Annotated in this window: 14 protein-coding genes and 1 pseudogene; 9 read left to right on the top strand and 6 right to left on the bottom strand. The window is 70.5% G+C overall.

From position 1 onward, the window contains the following. The first annotated feature begins 264 nt into the window (after nucleotides 1–264). Nucleotides 265–576 (top strand): hypothetical protein, encoded by a 312-nt coding sequence (locus tag BM43_RS40380; protein ID WP_144417657.1) that lies wholly within the window; start codon nucleotides 265–267, stop codon nucleotides 574–576. Then, nucleotides 573–3,875: an efflux RND transporter permease subunit gene (locus tag BM43_RS13055; protein WP_036055296.1), complete on the top strand. Its 3,303-nt coding sequence runs from the start codon at nucleotides 573–575 to the stop codon at nucleotides 3,873–3,875. Before BM43_RS40380 ends, BM43_RS13055 begins: the two co-directional genes overlap by 4 nt. Before the next feature lie 236 nt (nucleotides 3,876–4,111). On the opposite strand, the pseudogene BM43_RS42235 reads toward BM43_RS13055, so the two are convergent. Further along, nucleotides 4,112–4,404 (bottom strand): annotated as a pseudogene (locus tag BM43_RS42235) (MFS transporter); the annotation flags it as partial. Between the two features lie 130 nt (nucleotides 4,405–4,534). Between BM43_RS42235 and BM43_RS13045 the strand changes: the two are divergent. The 3 genes from BM43_RS13045 (at nucleotide 4,535) to BM43_RS13035 (ending at nucleotide 6,861) form a co-directional block, all read left to right on the top strand. Beyond that, nucleotides 4,535–5,128, top strand: coding sequence for a TetR/AcrR family transcriptional regulator (locus tag BM43_RS13045; RefSeq protein WP_017920934.1), 594 nt, complete (start codon nucleotides 4,535–4,537; stop codon nucleotides 5,126–5,128). 67 nt (nucleotides 5,129–5,195) lie between these two features. Beyond that, nucleotides 5,196–6,407 (top strand): cytochrome P450, encoded by a 1,212-nt coding sequence (locus BM43_RS13040; protein WP_036055298.1) that lies wholly within the window; start codon nucleotides 5,196–5,198, stop codon nucleotides 6,405–6,407. Nucleotides 6,408–6,552: 145 nt separating this feature from the next. Next, a complete protein-coding gene (locus BM43_RS13035; protein WP_036055299.1) occupies nucleotides 6,553–6,861 on the top strand; it encodes a hypothetical protein in 309 nt (102 codons plus the stop codon). Between the two features lie 148 nt (nucleotides 6,862–7,009). Here BM43_RS13035 and BM43_RS13030 read toward each other — a convergent pair whose 3' ends face one another. Continuing rightward, a complete protein-coding gene (locus tag BM43_RS13030) occupies nucleotides 7,010–7,321 on the bottom strand; it encodes a hypothetical protein (RefSeq protein ID WP_036055300.1) in 312 nt (103 codons plus the stop codon). Between the two features lie 346 nt (nucleotides 7,322–7,667). Here BM43_RS13030 and BM43_RS13025 point away from each other — a divergent pair, with 346 nt between their 5' ends. The 4 genes from BM43_RS13025 (at nucleotide 7,668) to BM43_RS13010 (ending at nucleotide 10,927) form a co-directional block, all read left to right on the top strand. After that, complete coding sequence (locus tag BM43_RS13025; RefSeq protein ID WP_036055301.1) at nucleotides 7,668–8,501, top strand: MipA/OmpV family protein; 834 nt, start codon at nucleotides 7,668–7,670, stop codon at nucleotides 8,499–8,501. A 100-nt stretch (nucleotides 8,502–8,601) separates the two neighbouring features. Further along, complete coding sequence (locus BM43_RS13020) at nucleotides 8,602–8,874, top strand: EF-hand domain-containing protein (protein ID WP_036055302.1); 273 nt, start codon at nucleotides 8,602–8,604, stop codon at nucleotides 8,872–8,874. After that, nucleotides 8,871–9,638: a response regulator gene (locus BM43_RS13015; RefSeq protein WP_042286789.1), complete on the top strand. Its 768-nt coding sequence runs from the start codon at nucleotides 8,871–8,873 to the stop codon at nucleotides 9,636–9,638. The genes BM43_RS13020 and BM43_RS13015 overlap by 4 nt, the downstream gene beginning before the upstream one ends. Beyond that, on the top strand, nucleotides 9,635–10,927 hold the full coding sequence (locus BM43_RS13010) for an ATP-binding protein (RefSeq protein ID WP_036055303.1): 1,293 nt from the start codon (nucleotides 9,635–9,637) through the stop codon (nucleotides 10,925–10,927). The genes BM43_RS13015 and BM43_RS13010 overlap by 4 nt, the downstream gene beginning before the upstream one ends. 37 nt (nucleotides 10,928–10,964) lie before the next feature. On the opposite strand, the gene BM43_RS13005 is transcribed toward BM43_RS13010, so the two are convergent. The 4 genes from BM43_RS13005 to BM43_RS12990 all read right to left on the bottom strand — a co-directional run bounded on the left by BM43_RS13005 (nucleotide 10,965) and on the right by BM43_RS12990 (nucleotide 15,616). Continuing rightward, complete coding sequence (locus BM43_RS13005) at nucleotides 10,965–12,062, bottom strand: catalase family peroxidase (RefSeq protein WP_036055304.1); 1,098 nt, start codon at nucleotides 12,060–12,062, stop codon at nucleotides 10,965–10,967. Between the two features lie 344 nt (nucleotides 12,063–12,406). Further along, nucleotides 12,407–13,936, bottom strand: coding sequence for an alginate export family protein (locus tag BM43_RS13000; RefSeq protein ID WP_230676390.1), 1,530 nt, complete (start codon nucleotides 13,934–13,936; stop codon nucleotides 12,407–12,409). Nucleotides 13,937–13,991: 55 nt separating this feature from the next. Beyond that, complete coding sequence (locus tag BM43_RS12995) at nucleotides 13,992–14,684, bottom strand: YoaK family protein (protein WP_036055306.1); 693 nt, start codon at nucleotides 14,682–14,684, stop codon at nucleotides 13,992–13,994. Continuing rightward, the gene (locus tag BM43_RS12990; protein WP_036055307.1) at nucleotides 14,681–15,616 is read right to left on the bottom strand and encodes a VOC family protein; all 936 of its coding nucleotides are present in this window, start codon (nucleotides 15,614–15,616) and stop codon (nucleotides 14,681–14,683) included. The genes BM43_RS12995 and BM43_RS12990 overlap by 4 nt, the downstream gene beginning before the upstream one ends. Nucleotides 15,617–15,682 lie beyond the last annotated feature (66 nt).

The following is a 15,682-nucleotide window of genomic DNA, read 5'->3' as shown; positions in this document are numbered from 1 at the left end:
GCGGGCGACGTGGCCGACCCGGCCGCCGTTCCCAGCGTGCCGACCGGATCGCGCGCCGCCGGAATCTTTCCGCGGCCCGGCTGTCGAACGCCCGATCCGCCGGCAGGCGCGTCGCGAGGCCAGCGCCGCGCGAACCGCCGGCGCCGTCGGCGGGCCGGCGGCGCGCGAGCGGCCGGATGCGCCAGCGGTGGGTGACCGCGCGCATCACGATCCATCCGAGAGGCAACGGTTGCCGGGCGCGCGCATGCGAAGCCGGCCGCCGGTATGCGAAACGACAAGACGCGGCGAATCATGCACAGACGACATTTCCCGGTGGGCGGCTCGCATCCGCTCGCCATGTATGGCCGGCGCCGGTCGCGCCTGATCGTGGCCGCGACCGGCCAGAGGGCCGCCGGGGCCATGCGCGCGGCCGCCTGCGCTGCCTTCGCGATCGGCCGTGCCTTGCCGGAAGTCGCGCGTCGTGCCGCCGTGGCCGGCCGCGTCCTGCGGGCGCCCGAGCGCGTCGCCGCCGTCGCGCATCCCGCCTGTCGAACCGCTTGCCGCCGCGCGCGCCGCGCTGAATCCAGGCCCGCATGAACTTTTCGCGCTTCTTCATCCGCCGGCCGGTCGCCACCACCCTGCTCGCGCTCGGCATCGCGCTGTCGGGCCTGTTCGCCTTCGTCAAGCTGCCGGTCTCGCCGCTGCCGCGCGTCGACTTCCCGACCATCTCGGTGTTCGCCAACCTGCCCGGCGCGAGCCCGGCCACCGTCTCCACCAGCGTGACCAGCCCGCTGGAGCGGCACCTGGGCTCGATCGCCGGGGTCACCCAGATGACCTCGACCAGCTCGCTCGGCAATGCGCTGATCAGCCTGCAGTTCGTGCTCGAACGCGACCTGAACGGCGCCGCGCGCGACGTGCAGGCAGCCATCAACGCGGCGCGCGCCGACCTGCCCGCCAGCCTCAAGAGCAATCCCACCTTCCAGAAGGTCAACCTGGCCGACACCCCGATCATGGTGCTGTCGGTCACCTCGGACACCGCGCCGCCCTCGCGCGTCTACGACGCGGCCTCCACCGTGCTGCAGCAGGCGCTTTCGCAGATCGAGGGGATCGGCGAGGTGGACGTGTTCGGCGCGGCAAGCCCCGCGGTGCGCGTCGAGCTCGAGCCGCATGCGCTGTTCCATTACGGCATCGGCCTGGAGGACGTGCGCGCGGCGCTCGCCTCGGCCAACGCCAACAGCCCGAAGGGCATGATCGAGGTCGGGCCGAACCGCTACCAGCTCTACACCAACGACCAGGCCTCGCAGGCCTCGCAGTATCGCGACCTGGTGGTGGCCTACCGCAACAACGCGGCGGTGCGGCTCACCGACGTGGGCAGCGTGATCGACTCGGTCGAGGACCTGCGCAACCTGGGCCTGGCCAACGGCAAGCGCGCCGTGCTGGTGATCCTCTATCGTTCGCCGGGCGCCAACATCATCGACGCGGTCGACCGCGTCAAGGCCGCGCTGCCCAGGCTGTCCGCCGCGCTGCCGCCCGACGTCGACCTCGGCTCGGTGCTGGACCGCTCGGTGACGATCCGCTCCTCGCTGGCCGATACCGAGCACACGCTGGTGGTGGCGGTCGCGCTGGTGGTGATGGTGGTGTTCGTGTTCCTGCGCAACTGGCGCGCCACGCTGATCCCGACCGCCGCGGTGCCGGTCTCGATCATCGGCACTTTCGGCGCGATGTACGTGCTGGGCTTCTCGATCGACAACCTCTCGCTGATGGCGCTGATCGTGGCCACCGGCTTCGTGGTCGACGACGCGGTGGTGGTGCTGGAGAACATCATGCGCCATATCGAGAACGGCAAGCCGCGCATGCAGGCCGCGCTCGACGGCGCGCGCGAGGTGGGCTTCACGGTGGTGTCGATCAGCCTCTCGCTGATCGCCGTGTTCCTGCCGATCCTGCTGATGACGGGGCTGATCGGGCGGCTGTTCCGCGAGTTCGCGATGACGCTGTCGCTGGCGATCGCCGTGTCGCTGGTGGTCTCGCTCACGCTCACGCCGATGATGTGCGCGCGCCTGCTGCCCGAGGCCGGCAGCCATCGAAAGGAAGGGCGCCTGTCGCGCTGGCTGGAGCGCGGCTTCGAGCGCCTGCAATCCGGCTACGACCGCACCTTGCAGTGGGCACTGCGGCACCGGCGCATCACGCTGCTGTCGCTGATCGCGACGGTGGGGCTCAACATGGCGCTGTTCGTGGTGGTGCCCAAGGGCTTCTTCCCGCAGCAGGACACCGGCGTGCTGATCGGCGGCATCCAGGTGGACCAGTCCACCTCGTTCCAGGCCATGCAGCTCAAGTTCGCTGAGATGATGAAGATCATCCAGTCGGACCCGAACGTGCTGAGCATCGCGGGCTTTCGCGGCGGGCGCACCACCAATGCCGGCTTCATGTTCGTGACGCTGAAGGACAAGCAGGACCGCAAGCTCAGCGCCGACCAGATCATCGAGCACCTGCGCCCGCAGCTCGAACGCGTGTCGGGTGCGCAGACCTTCCTGCAGGCCGCGCAGGACCTGGGCGGGGGCGGCGGGCGGCAGACCAACGCGCAATACCAGTTCTCGCTGTACGGCGACTCGCCCGAGGAACTCTACAAGTGGGGCGACAAGCTGGCCGCGGCGCTCAAGAAGAAGCCGCAGCTCACCGACGTCAACTCCGACCAGCAGCAGGGCGGCCTGGAGGCGATGGTCCATATCGACCGTGCCACCGCCGCGCGCCTGGGCATCACGCCGCTGCAGATCGACAACACGCTGTACGACGCCTTCGGGCAGCGCCAGGTCTCGACCATCTACAACCCGCTGAACCAGTACCACGTGGTGATGGAGCTGGCGCCGAAATACTGGCAGGACCCGGAGATGCTCAAGCAGGTGTGGATCAGCACCACCGGCGGTAGCGCCAGCGGCGTGGCGCAGACCAATGCCGCGGCCGGCACCTTCGTGGCTGGCGGGGGCGGCGCGGGCGGTGCCAAGTCGAGCGCGAGTACGGCGCAGGCGGTTTCCACCGATTCGGCGCGCAACGCGGCGCTCAATTCGATCGCGGCCACCGGCAAGGCCGGCACCTCCTCGGGCGAGGCGGTGTCCACCTCGAAGTCGACCATGATCCCGCTCTCGGCGATCGCCAGCTTCGGGCCCGGCACCACGCCGATCGCGATCAACCACGAAGGCCCCTTCGTGGCCGTGACGATCTCCTTCAACCTGCCGCCCGGCAAGGCCTTGTCCGACGCGCGCACGGTGATCTACCAGACCATGCGGGAGATCGGCGTGCCGGCCAGCATCAACGCCGGTTTCTCGGGCACCGCCGAGGAGTTCGAGAAGGCGCTGCGCGACCAGCTGCTGCTGATCATCGCGGCGCTGGCGGCGATCTACATCGTGCTCGGCATCCTCTACGAGAGCTACATCCACCCGATCACGATCCTCTCGACCCTGCCTTCGGCTGGCGTGGGCGCGCTGCTGGCGCTGCTGATCTCGGGCACCGAGTTCGACATCATCGGGTTGATCGGCATCTTCCTGCTGATCGGCATCGTCAAGAAGAACGCGATCCTGATGATCGACTACGCGGTGGTGGCCGCGCGCGAGGGCAAGTCCTCGTTCGAGGCGATCCACGAGGCCTGCCGGCTGCGCTTCCGGCCGATCCTGATGACCACCATGGCCGCGCTGTTCGGCACCCTGCCGCTGGTGTTCGGCCATGGCGACGGCGCCGAGCTGCGCGCGCCGCTCGGCATCACGCTGGCCGGCGGGCTGATCGTCTCGCAGGTGCTGACGCTCTACACCACGCCGGTGGTCTATCTCTACATGGACCGGCTGCGGCTGCGCTCGGAGCGGCGCCGCGCGCGGCGCGCGGGGCTGCCGCCGGCGGCGGGGGCCTGAGGCGGGGCGGCGGGACGCGGGCGATGAGGCTGGCGCCGGCTGCCTGACGTGTTTCGCGCGCCGTGTCGGCGTGTGTCGCGTCGTCCGCCTTGCCGCCAGGGCCGGCGAACCCGTCCGCGGCCCGTCTTTCAACAGCGGCCAGCAAGCCGCGCCCGCCAAACTCCCAGCGCGTCCACCCCGAGCGGCCGGCGCGGCGCCAGGTGATCCGCCACCCAGCCGACCAGCGGCGTGTCGCCCAGCGTGAGCAGGCCCAGCGCCAGCGCGAGCACGCCGAGCAGACCCTGGGTGAGGAGCAGCAGCCGGCGCCCCGGTCGAGGCGGTCGGCGGCGAAGCCGCTCAGCGCGATCAGCAGGATCTGCGGCGCGAACTGCAGGGCCATCACGATGCCGGCCGCGCGGGCGCTGTGGTGGCTGAGCCCGGTCAGCACCAGCCAGTCCTGCGCGGTGCGCTGCATCCAGGTGCCGATGTTCGACACCAGGGCGCCGCCGGCCCAGCGTCGGTAGTTGGGCATGCGCAGGGAATGGAACATGGGGATCGAGTCGAGGAGTCGAGAAACCGGGGACGGGACGCCCTGGATCGAACCCGGCATCGCGCGTTGACAGATCCTAATCGAATTAGGCAAAATGCGAAGCCAATTCGGATCCTGCCTTCCCGCCTTCATGAAAGTCGATCTCGACCGCATCCGCACCGAAGCTGTCTCGCTGGCCAACCGTGATGGCCTCGAGTCGCTCTCGATCGGCGAACTGGCCGCCGCGCTCGGCATCCGGCCGCCCTCGCTCTACACGCATGTCGACGGGCTCGGCGCGGTGCGCCGCCTGCTCGCGCTGCATGGCCTGCGCGAACTCGAGCAGGGCGTGGCGCGGCTCACCGCCGGCAAGTCGGGGCCGGCCGCGATCCGTGCGCTGCTGAACGGCTATCGCCAGTTCGCGCGTAACAATCCCGGCGTCTACTCGGCCATGCTGGCCACCACCGACCGCGAGGATCCGGAGCGGCGCGAGGCGGTCGAACGCCTGGTGCAGACGCTGACGGCCTCGCTGCACGATTACGCCTTCGAGGGCCCGCAGCAGGTGCACGTGTTCCGCTGCCTGCGCAGCCTGGTGCACGGCTTCGTCTCGCTGGAGACGAACGGCGCGCTGAACAACCCGGTCAGCCGCGACGAGAGTTTCGAGTGGATGGTCGAGGCCTTCCTGCGCATGCTGGAGCCCTATGCGAGGCGCGCTCCGGCCGCGCGATCGCCAGGCGGCGCGGCCTGAAGCGCCGTTCACGATTCACCGGCCCGATCCGCCGATCCGGCCCGTTCCCCTTGATCCAGGAGGCGCGATGCGCGATTCCGAGGTGTCCCCGTTCTCGATGTACCAGTTGATGGAGCCGGCGCAGCGCGCCGATCCCTATCCCTGGTATCGCCGCCTGCGCGATGCGCGGCCGATCTGCCGCGATCCCCATGTCGGCAGCCTGCTGGTCGCGCGCCATGCCGAGGTGGCCGCGGTGCTCGAGAATCCCGCCTTCTCGGCGGCGCGGCTCGGCATGAGCGAAAGCGACGATCCCGTCGAACGCGAGATCGGCAGGACGCTCGGCGAGCAGATGCTGTTTCTCGATCCGCCCGACCACACGCGCCTGCGCAAGCTGTTCGCGAAGGCCTTCACGCCGCGCCGGCTCGACGCGTTCCGGCCGCGCATCGAGGCGCTGACGCACCAGTTGCTCGACGCCTGCGCGGGCCGCCGCGCCGATTTCATCGGCGAGTTCGCGGTGCCGCTGCCGGTGATGGCGATCGCGCTGGTGCTCGGCGTGCCGACCGGGGGACGCGAGCGGCTGCATGCCTGGTCGCTGGCCTTCGGCAGCATCATCAGCGGCCGGCCGTTGACGGTCGAGGAAGTCGGGCAGGCGCAGCGCGGCATCGCCGAATTCCGCCAGTATTTCGCCGAGCTGATCGCGGCGCGCCGCGCGGTGCCCGAGGACGACATGCTCAGCGACCTGGTGGCGGCCGAGGAAGCCGGCGACCGGCTCGACGAGGGCGAGCTGATCTCGAACCTGATCCTGCTGCTCGCGGCGGGCCATGCCACCACCACGCACCTGCTCGGCAACGGCCTGCTCGCGCTGGCGGGCGAGCGCGAGCAATGGCGGCGCTTCGTGGCCGAGCCCTCGCTGGCGCCGACGCTGGTCAGCGAGCTGCTGCGCTTCGATGCGCCGGTGCAGGTGACCGGGCGCGAGGCGCGCGAGGACGTCGAGCTGGACGGCATGACGATCCCCAAGGGCCAGTACGTGCACCTGCTGCTCGGCGCCGCCAACCGCGACGAGCGCCAATACGCCGAGCCGGACCGGCTCGACATCGGCCGCACCGGCACGCGCATGATGTCGTTCGGCCATGGCATCCATACCTGCCTGGGCGCGGTGCTGGCCCGCATCGAGGCGCAGATCGTGTTCGGTGCCCTGGCCGAGCGTTTTCCCGATTTCGAGGTGCACGAGCAGGACGCGGAGCGCACCGCCACCATCTCCTTCCGCGGCCTGCGCAGCCTGCCCGTGACGCTGCGTTGAGCCAGTCATGAAGCCGGAGCGCGTCTTCGGGCGCCGATCCGGCCATCCGGCGCACCTGCGTCGCGCGCGTTTTGTTTCATCAGGCATCCGAATCGATCGGCTTGCCTTTCCCAACCCCCGTCGTTCCCGTTTCATGGATTCCACCATGCATCTGCTGACTTCCTTCCTGGCCGGCGCCTTCCTCTGCAACTGCATCCCGCACCTGGTGGCGGGCCTGCAGGGGCGGCCGTTTCCAACGCCGTTCGCGACTCCGCGCGGCGTCGGCCTGTCCTCGCCGCTGGTCAATTTCCTGTGGGGCGCCTTCAATCTCGCGGTCGGCCTGTTGCGCTTCGAGCGCTTTCCGATCAGCCTCGGCCTGAATCCCGACTGCGCGGCGATGGCGCTGGGCGCGCTGCTGCTCGGCATCTACCTGTCGCGTCATTTCGGCAAGGTGCGCCGCGAAGCCGGTTGGTGATCTCGAATGGGCCTGCCTGGCGGAGGCCCATGTCGATGGCGCGAGCCGCGCGAAGGCGGCGCGGGCTGAAAAAGACGGCGGGCGCGCTGGATCGCGCGCCCGCCTCAAGCACCACTCGCTGGGATCGACAAGGGCTCGCCGGCCGGCTTCAGTGCACCACCACCACGCCGTGCGGCCAGTAGGCGGCGCGCACCCTCGCCACCGGGTAGGCCGGCGCCACGTAGGTGCGCGGCACGACCACCGGCGCGAGCACCATCGGGGGCGGCACGCGTACCGCCGGCGCGGCCACCACCACCGGCGGCGAGACATAGACGGGCGGCGGCACATAGACCGGCACCACGGGCACCACGGGCACCACCGGCACGCCGACGCCGACGCCGACGAATACGCCGGCAAAGGCCGGCGGGGCGAGCAGGGCCGTCGACAGGGCGGCGGCCAGGAACAGGGAACGCTGTTTCATCGGGAATCCTCGGGAACGGAAGAAGCGAGCCCGCGATGACGAGCCCGGGACGAAGCCTAGCCAGGGCGCCGATGACAATCTGTCGGCAATCGATGTCAACCCATGTCAGGCGCCGGCCGGGCGCGGCGCCAGGGGCTCGACATGGTTTGACATGAATTCGCAACAGCTTTGCGGAAAACGGCCGCCTACAGTGGCGGCGTCGATCGAACGGCGTCGTGCGGGCAGCCAGCCCCGGCGGGCGCCGCGTCGACGCCGCCGCGGTGCCGGGCGCCGCCGACTCCGGCGTTGGCCGCCGGCCGGCACCGTGCCTTTCGCCAGCAGCCTTTCGTTCCCGATCGATCCCCCCATGCCTGCTTTCCGTTCGATTCCGTCTTCCGTCCCGCGCCGTCGTGCTTCCGGTCGCGCCCGTCATGCCAGCCGTGTGGCGCTGGGGCTGCTGGCCCTGGCCGGCCTGGCCGCCGGCTCCGCCGCGCACGCCCAGCTGGCGCCCGGCGCCAGCCTCAATCTCGACGTGGTGGCGACGCCGCGCTACGCCGGCGCCTCGGCCTACCGCGTGCTGCCGCTGCCCTCGGTGGTGCTGCCGAGCGGCGCGATACCGCGGCTCACCTTCTTCACCGAGGGGCTCGACGGCGGCGCGGCCTGGGCGCTCGGCCCGCACCTGAGCGTGGGCCCGCTGATCGGCTTCTCGATCGGCCGCAAGCAGGACGACGCGACCATCCTGAACGGCACGGGCGACCTGAAGAATTCGTTCCAGTACGGCGCCTTCGTGCACTGGCAGGCCGACCGGCTCGGGTTGAACGTGAAATTCCTGCAATCGGCGCGCAGCGGCTACGGCAACCAGGTCACGCTCGGCGCGTCCTATGCCTTGCTCGCGCTGCCGCACGACCGCGTGACGATTTCCACCGACGCGGTCTGGTCGAACGGCTCGGCCGCGCAGACCGATTTCGGCATCGACGGCACGCAGGCGGCCGGCAGTCTCGCGCACCTGCCCGTGTACTCGGCCTCGTCGGGCTTCTCGAACGTCGACCTGAGGCTCGCCTACGAGCACCGCTTCGATGCTCACTGGTCGCTGCGCGCCTCGGCGGGCGTCGGCACCCTGCTCGGCGACGCGGCCGACAGCCCGATCGTGGAGCGGCGCACCAGCGTGTTCGGCACGCTGGGCGTGGGCTATCGCTTCTGAACCCGAGCGTCGGTTTTTGACTGAGCCATACTTGGCGCGGCGAGGGCGTCGATGCATGATGCGCTGCCGCGCCAGGGGCATCCCCCTGAAGGACCATCCGATGACACGACATATCCGGCTCGCCACTTTGCTGGCGATCTCGCTGGCCGTCTCCGCCGCTTTCGCGCAGGGCGCGGGGCTGCAGCAGTTGCAGGCGCGCTTCGCCGCCGCCGACACCGATCACGACGGCAAGCTCACGCCGGCCGAGGCGCAGGCCGGCATGCCGCGCGTGGCGCAGCATTTCGCGGAGATCGACGCCGCTCACAAGGGCTACCTGACGCTCGACGACATCGAGCGCTTCCTGGCCGCGCGCCGCGCCCGCCCGGCACCATGAGCGCGCAGCAGGCCGCGAGCGCGCCGGGCCTCGCGCCCGGGCGCATCATCGTGCTCGACGACGAGGCCGAGATTCGCAACATGCTCGAACGCTTCCTGGTCTCGCATGGCTTCGAGGTGCGCACCGCCAAGAGTGGCCCGCAACTGGAGGTGTTCCTGGAGCGCCATCCCTACGACCTGCTGATCCTCGACGTGATGATGCCGGGCGAGGACGGCCTGTCGATCTGCCGCCGGCTGCGCGCGCGGGGCGAGACGCTGCCGATCCTGATGCTGACCGCGCGCGGCGATCCCGCCGACCGCGTGATCGGCCTCGAACTCGGCGCCGACGACTACCTGGCGAAACCCTTCGTGCCGGGAGAGTTGCTGGCGCGCGTGCGCGCCATGCTGCGGCGCCGGCAGATGCTGCTGCGCCAGCGCGATGCGATCGCCGGCGTGCCGCAGGAGCGCGAGTCGGTCGCGCTGCGCTTCGGGCCGTTCCGGCTGGAGGTCGGCCAGCGACTGCTGTATCGCGACGACACGCGGGTGGAGATCGGCCAGGCGGAAATGCGCCTGCTCTGCGCGCTGGCGCAGACGCCGAACCGCCCGGTGAGCCGCGCCAACCTGATCGAGCGCGCGCGCGGGCCGCACCATGACGCGGCACAGCGCAGCGTCGACGTGCAGGTGTTGCGGGTGCGCCAGATCCTCGAGGCCGACGCGGCCGCGCCGCGCCACATCCGCACCGTATGGGGCGTGGGCTACATGCTGATCGCGGAGCTCGACGCATGAGGATGCCCTGGCCGCGCTCGCTGCTGGGCCGCCATCTGCTGTTGCTGAGCGCCGTGGTGCTGGCCAGCATGCTGTCGACCTTCGCGGTTTTCTTCGCCTTCATCCAGAATCCGCGCATCGACGAGGCCGCCGCGCTGGTGGCCTCACAGACGCGCATGGTGGCGCAACTGCTGACCGCGCTGCCGCCCGAGGCGCGCCGCCGCGAGCTGCTCGCGATCAACGGCGACGAGCCGGCGATGCCGCCGCCGGATTCGGTCGATCGCACACACGGCTACATGCCGACGCGTTTCCTGCGGCACCTCAGGCGCAATCTGCCGCCCGACACGCAGATCCGCTGGCAGCGCGGCACGGGCCGTTTCATCTGGGTTCGGATGCGCATCGACGGGCAGCCCGAATGGGTGGTGATCCCGTTGAGCACGGGCCTGGGCCTCTCCCTGCCCTTGGGCTTGATCGCCGAGCTGCTTGCCCTGGCGGTGTTCCCGGCGCTGGGCGCCTGGTTCATGCAGCGGCACATGGCGGGCAGGCTGAGCCGGCTCGCGCGCGCGGCCAAGGCGGTGGAGCGCGGCGCCTGGCCCGCGCCGGTGCCGGTGGACGGGCCGCGCGAGCTGGCCACCGTGGCCGAGACCTTCAACCGGATGGTGGCCTCGCTGGCAGAGCTCGACGCCACGCGCGCCGAGTTGCTGGCCGGCGTCTCGCACGACATCCGCACGCCGCTGACCAAGCTGCGCATGGCGATCGCCGCGCCCGAGGCCTTCGAGGCGCCCTCGGCGAGCGCCGAGCGCTTCGTGGCCGAGATCGACGCGATCGTCGAGCAGTTCATCGACTACGCGCGCGGCTGGGACAGCGAGGCGGCCGTGCCCGGTGATCTCAACGCGCTGGCCGGGCAGCTCGCGGCCGACTATGTCGGGCTGGGTTACGGCTTCGCGCTGTCGCTCGCGCCGCTGCCGCCGCATGCGTATCGCCCGACCGGCATGCAGCGGCTACTGATGAACCTGATGCACAACGCGGTGATACACGGCAAGCTCGGCCTCGCGGTGCGCAGTTGGGCCGAGCCCGGCGCGGTGCTGATCAGCGTGCAGGACGGCGGGCCCGGCGTGCCGGCCGACCAGCTGCCCCTGCTCAAGCGGCCGTTCCGGCGCGGCGACGATCCCGATCGCCCGCCCGGCTCGGGGTTGGGGCTGGCGATCGCCGAGCGCATCGCGCGCCAGCATGGCGGCCGGCTCGACCTGAGCCTGCGCGAGGGCGGCGGGCTGGCGGCCACGCTGCGCCTGCCGGCGGCGCGCGACTGAGGCGCAGGGCCGAGGCACGCGCCCGGGATGCGCCGGCTCAGATCTTGCGAAGTCGACGCGAATACGACAATCCGTAGGAAGACGAGCGGAATTGCAGGATCGGGTCGTCGGTCGCCTCGATGCCGTCGGCCATCACCAGCGGATCGAAGTTGATGCCGTAGCTCGGTGCCTGCTCCTGCTGCATCGCGCTCGACAGCGTCAGCGTGCCGGCGTGGATCTCGCGGCGCTCCTTCGGCCACAGCAGGGTGGGGTTGATCACCGGATCGCCCGGCTCGCCGATCGAGACGATCATGTCCCACAGCGCCGGGCCGCGCTGGAGCCGTTCCATCAGGCGCGGTTCCAGGAAATCGCGCGGCGCGTCCTTCATCTGCGAATCGGTCAGCGAGCGCTCGCCGTCGCGCGGCACGAAGCGCCAGCGCACCATCGTCACCTTGCCCGCGCGATCCACGAAGCGGAAGGTGTGGATGCCGTAGAACGCGCAGTTCGCGTAGCTCCAGGGCGGATTCACGGTGCCGAGGAAATGCGCCTGCGCGGCGTGGTCGGGATGGGTGGCGAGGAAGTGCTTGAACACGGCATGGTCGGGCTTGCCGGTGGCGGGATCGGGCGTCAGCGCGAAGAACTTGTCGATGAAGGTCTTCGGCATGGTGGCGAAGAACATCGGCGTATGCAGCATCGTCATGTGCTGCAGGGCGCCGCCGGGCAGGCGGAACTGCAGGCCGACGCCGCGCGTGCTGCGCTCGGTGTCGGCCGCGTCGGGGTCGCCGCCGGCCAGCGAGAAGCGGCCCACCACCTCGATGGTCTCGCCGCTGAACAGCAGCGAACGCGACAGCTCGGCCGCCGCCGGGCTGCCGACGAACTGGCCGAGTACGCCCACGCCCTTGGTGTGGTTGCGGCGCTTGGCCGGGTGCACGCCGTAGGCGCTCTCCAGCGAGTCGAGCGCGTGCTGCGCATCGGCTTCGCCGTATTCGTTGCCGACGGCGGGGTGGGCGGCATCGCCCGCCGTGGCCGATGCGGCCGTTGCCGCCTGCGCGGCGACGGGCAAGCCCACCATCGGCGCGACGGCGCCGGCCACGGTCAGGCGCGTGGCGGCGGAAAGGAAGGCGCGGCGGCTCGATTCGGAAGTCTTGTCGGTCATGTTCTCGATCCTGTCGATGTGGGGGGGGTGACATCGGGGTGAACAGACTTGGCGAGGGCTTATTCCGGTGGGCGGCGCGAATCCGGCGCGGAATTTTGTAATGGCATGTGTTGGGATGTTGCGGGGTGACGCGCGCGGGGTACCGGTCGTCCGTCGCGAAACAGGTGAGCCCGGCTCGGCAAAAAAATCCGCCCGACTGGGCGGGCGGAGAAGAGAGGCCGGTCACCATGCGCGTGACCGGTATGGATAGTGATCCGGCGCGCCGCCCCGAACAATCGGAAGACTCCTAAAAACGGCGATGCCGAAGAAATTTTCTGCCTCGTGAAGCTGACCGCCGACAGGCCTCACCAGCCGAACTTGGCCTCGACGCCGACATAATCGGCATTGCGCGCGCCGAGCGCCCGCAGCGAATCCCCGACGTTGAAATGCACGGCTTCCAGCGCCAGCGCCACGTTATCGCTGACCAGCCAGTCGGCGCGCAACTGCGCATACATGCCGGTCCAGCGGCTGCCGTGGCCCGCCGTGCCCGGCACCACCGCCATGCCCTGGCCGTAGACGGCATCGGCGGCGGTCTCGCGCCACTGGAAGCCGAGCGCCGTCATCAGCGTGAGTGTCGGCGCGAGCTTGAACGTCAGCGAAGGCTTCACGTGGATCAGGTTGCTGTAGCCCGTGTAGCCGGCCAGCGTGAAGTAGTAGCCGTTCGGGAACAGCGGGTTGAAGGTGCCGACGTGGCCGTTGCCGGGATGGCTGTCGCCGGAGGCGCCGTCCACCTGCAGGCCGAGGCGTGGCGTGCCGGGCAGCGAGGCGAAGGTATAGCCGCCCAGCGCGCCGAAGGCCCAGGCGCCGATGCTGGCCGCGCCCACGTGTCCGGTCTGCCCCATCGCTTCCACGTCCCAGTCGAACGGCGCGCGCTTGCCGGCGTAGCGCATGTCGAACACGTCGCGCCGCTCGTTGCCGGCGGCATCGAGGAAGCGCGCGCCGTCGCGCTCGTAGCGCGACCAGTAGGCCGACAGGTCGCCGGGGCCGAAGCTGCTGCGCTCGACGCGCAGGCCGCTGAACTTCAGGTGGCGGTTCGAGGTGTCGTCGAAGCTGTCGAGATCGCGATACTGCACCGGCCGCGTGAGATAGCCGATGAAGCGCCATTGGCCGATCTCGTAGTCGCCCCACAGCGCGTCGAAGGCCTGCCGCACGTTGGGGCCGTCGCGCACGGCGATGAAGCGCTGCAGGTCGAAGGCCATCTCCTGGCGGCCGATGCGCGCCTTCACGGTGCCGGCGCCGAGCTGGCCGACGTAGGCGACGAAGGCCTGCTCAAGGTCGAGCGGATTCTTGTCGACGGGCGACACCGAATCCTTGCCGAATGGGCGCGCATCCTCGAGCTGCACGAAGGCCTGCACGTGCTCGCCGAAACGCGCATCGGCATGGACTTGCGCGCGCTGGATCACGTAGCCGTCGGCGCGGCCGCTGCCGAGCCCGAACAAGGGCGCGTCGTTGAATTCGAAGCGCTCTCGCAGGTTCGCGCCGAGCGAGAGATACCAGCTCGGATCGCCCGACAGCGGAATGTACTTGAGCGCGTCGAGCGGCTTGCGCGTCAGGCAGGGATCGGCGAGCGCGCCCCAGTTTTCCTGCCAGCGATTGAAGCCCGGCACGGGACGTCGTGCCTTGCAGGCTGCGGTGGGCGCCTGGGCCGGTGTTTGTGCCGAGGCCGCCGCCTTGGATTCGCCGCCGGTTTCGTCCGCGGCCTCGGCGGCGGCGGCCGTGCCGGCACCCGTCAGCAGCAGGCCCGCGATCGCCGCGATGCCGGCGGCTCGTTCGATGCGACGCGCGCGTGGCGTGGTCGAGCTCATGATCCCCTCGTGATGATTGGCGGATGCCATCGTGGAAACGATGGAAGCACCGCGCCCGCGCGGTCGCGCGGCGCGGCGGGCGATGTCACGCACGCCCGGCGGCGGCGGGTTCGCGCGTATCGGTGAAGATCGCCAGCCAGGCCAGCGCCAGCGTGGGCGCGAGCAGGGCCCAGAAGCCGAACTGCCGCCAGCCGAGCGCGCCGGCCACGGCGCCGGCCGCGAACGCGGCGATGGCTGGCAGCATCTTCGCGAAGCGCGCACGCACGGCGGCGCGCGCGGCGCTGTCCAGATGCGGCGACAGCAGATCCACCGCGTCGAGGATCGCCTGCGTGACGTTGCCCGTCATCACCGTGTTGGGCACGCCGGGTCGCGCCACCAGGCGCGGATGCGCGTTCTGCACGCCCATCGCGAAGGCGCCGAGCATGCCGGCGGCCACCGCCGCCAGGTCGTCGGGCCCGCCCACCGGCGAGGCGGCCACGCCGGCCAGGCAGAAGCCGAACATCAGCACGGCCTGGGCGGCATGCAGCAGGCGCGCGCCCTGGCGCGCGTGATGCACGGGCAGGGCACGCACCAGCAGGCTGCTGCCGGCCACGCCCGCCACGAAGGCGGGGAACACCGCCAGCTTCAGCAGCAGGCCCTGGCCGGAGCCGGCCGCGCCCGCGCCGATCAGCACGAAGTTGCCGGTCACGTGGGCGGTGAACAGGCCGAACAGCGCGACGAAGCTGAGCGTGTCGACGAAGCCGGCAACCGCGGCCAGCAGCGTGTCCTCGTGCTTCATTGCGCGGCGCTGGCGTGGATCTCGGCGACGTAGCCGCCCGGGAACTGCACGATCGCGGCTTCACGGCCGTCCGAGCTGAACGGCGCGACCAGCGTCTTGACGCCGGCCGCCTCGGCCTTCTTCAGCGTCGCGGCCAGGTCGGACACTTCGTAGCCGGTCATCTCGTGCCCGAACGGGTAGGGCAGGTGGCCATCGGTGACCAGCACGGTCATCTTGCCGAATCCCGATTCGAGGCGCACGCGGCGGTAGGTGTCGCCGGGTCGGCCGATTTCCACGCCGGGGGCCTTGCGCACGTCGGATACCAGCTTGCCGTGCGAGAAGGCCAGGAAGTCGCGGATCAGCTTGCCGGCGCTCTGGGCCGAGACGTAGACGCGGTTCTCGGGCACCGTCTGCAGCGCCTCGTAGCTGGGCGCCTGGTTGTGCCAGTAGAGCTGCATGTTGACGCCGCCGGGCCAGGTCACCACCGCATCGCGGCCGATCGGATCGGGGAAGGTGTCGACGATCACGTCGGCGCCGTGCGCGCGCGCCGACTTCACGGCCGCGTCCATGTCGCTCACCAGGTAGCCGGTGCGCTCGGCACCGAACGGCCAGGGCACCGGCGTCTTGAAGCCGAACACCGAGATCGTGCCGGCCGGCGTGAACACCAGTTGCGACATGGTCTGGCTCGGCGTGGGCGTGACCTGGAACACGCCCTGTTTGGACTTGCTGCCGCCGAAGGTGGCCACGAAGCTGTCGGTGAAGCGGTCGAAGTCCTCGGGCGCGACATAGACGTGGGTGGTGTCGTACTGCGGGCCGACGGCGAGCGACGGGGCGGCGGACGTGGCCGGCGTCTTCGCGAAGGAGGCCTTGGCGAAGGCGGCCGGCGCGGTGAAGGCGCCGGCGGTGCCGGCCGCGATCATCAGGGCCAGCAGGGTGGAGCGAATCGGGTTCATGAACGGTGTTCCTTGTCGTTTGGTTTATTTCGCAGTGCCGCGGGACATCGATGGATGGTGGGCGGC

The sequence above is a fragment of the Burkholderia gladioli genome, from assembly GCF_000959725.1.
GTDB classification, from domain to species: Bacteria; Pseudomonadota; Gammaproteobacteria; order Burkholderiales; family Burkholderiaceae; genus Burkholderia; species Burkholderia gladioli.
The sequence above is the reverse complement of the archived record's forward strand: the minus strand, read 5'-3'. Positions and strand labels throughout refer to the sequence as shown.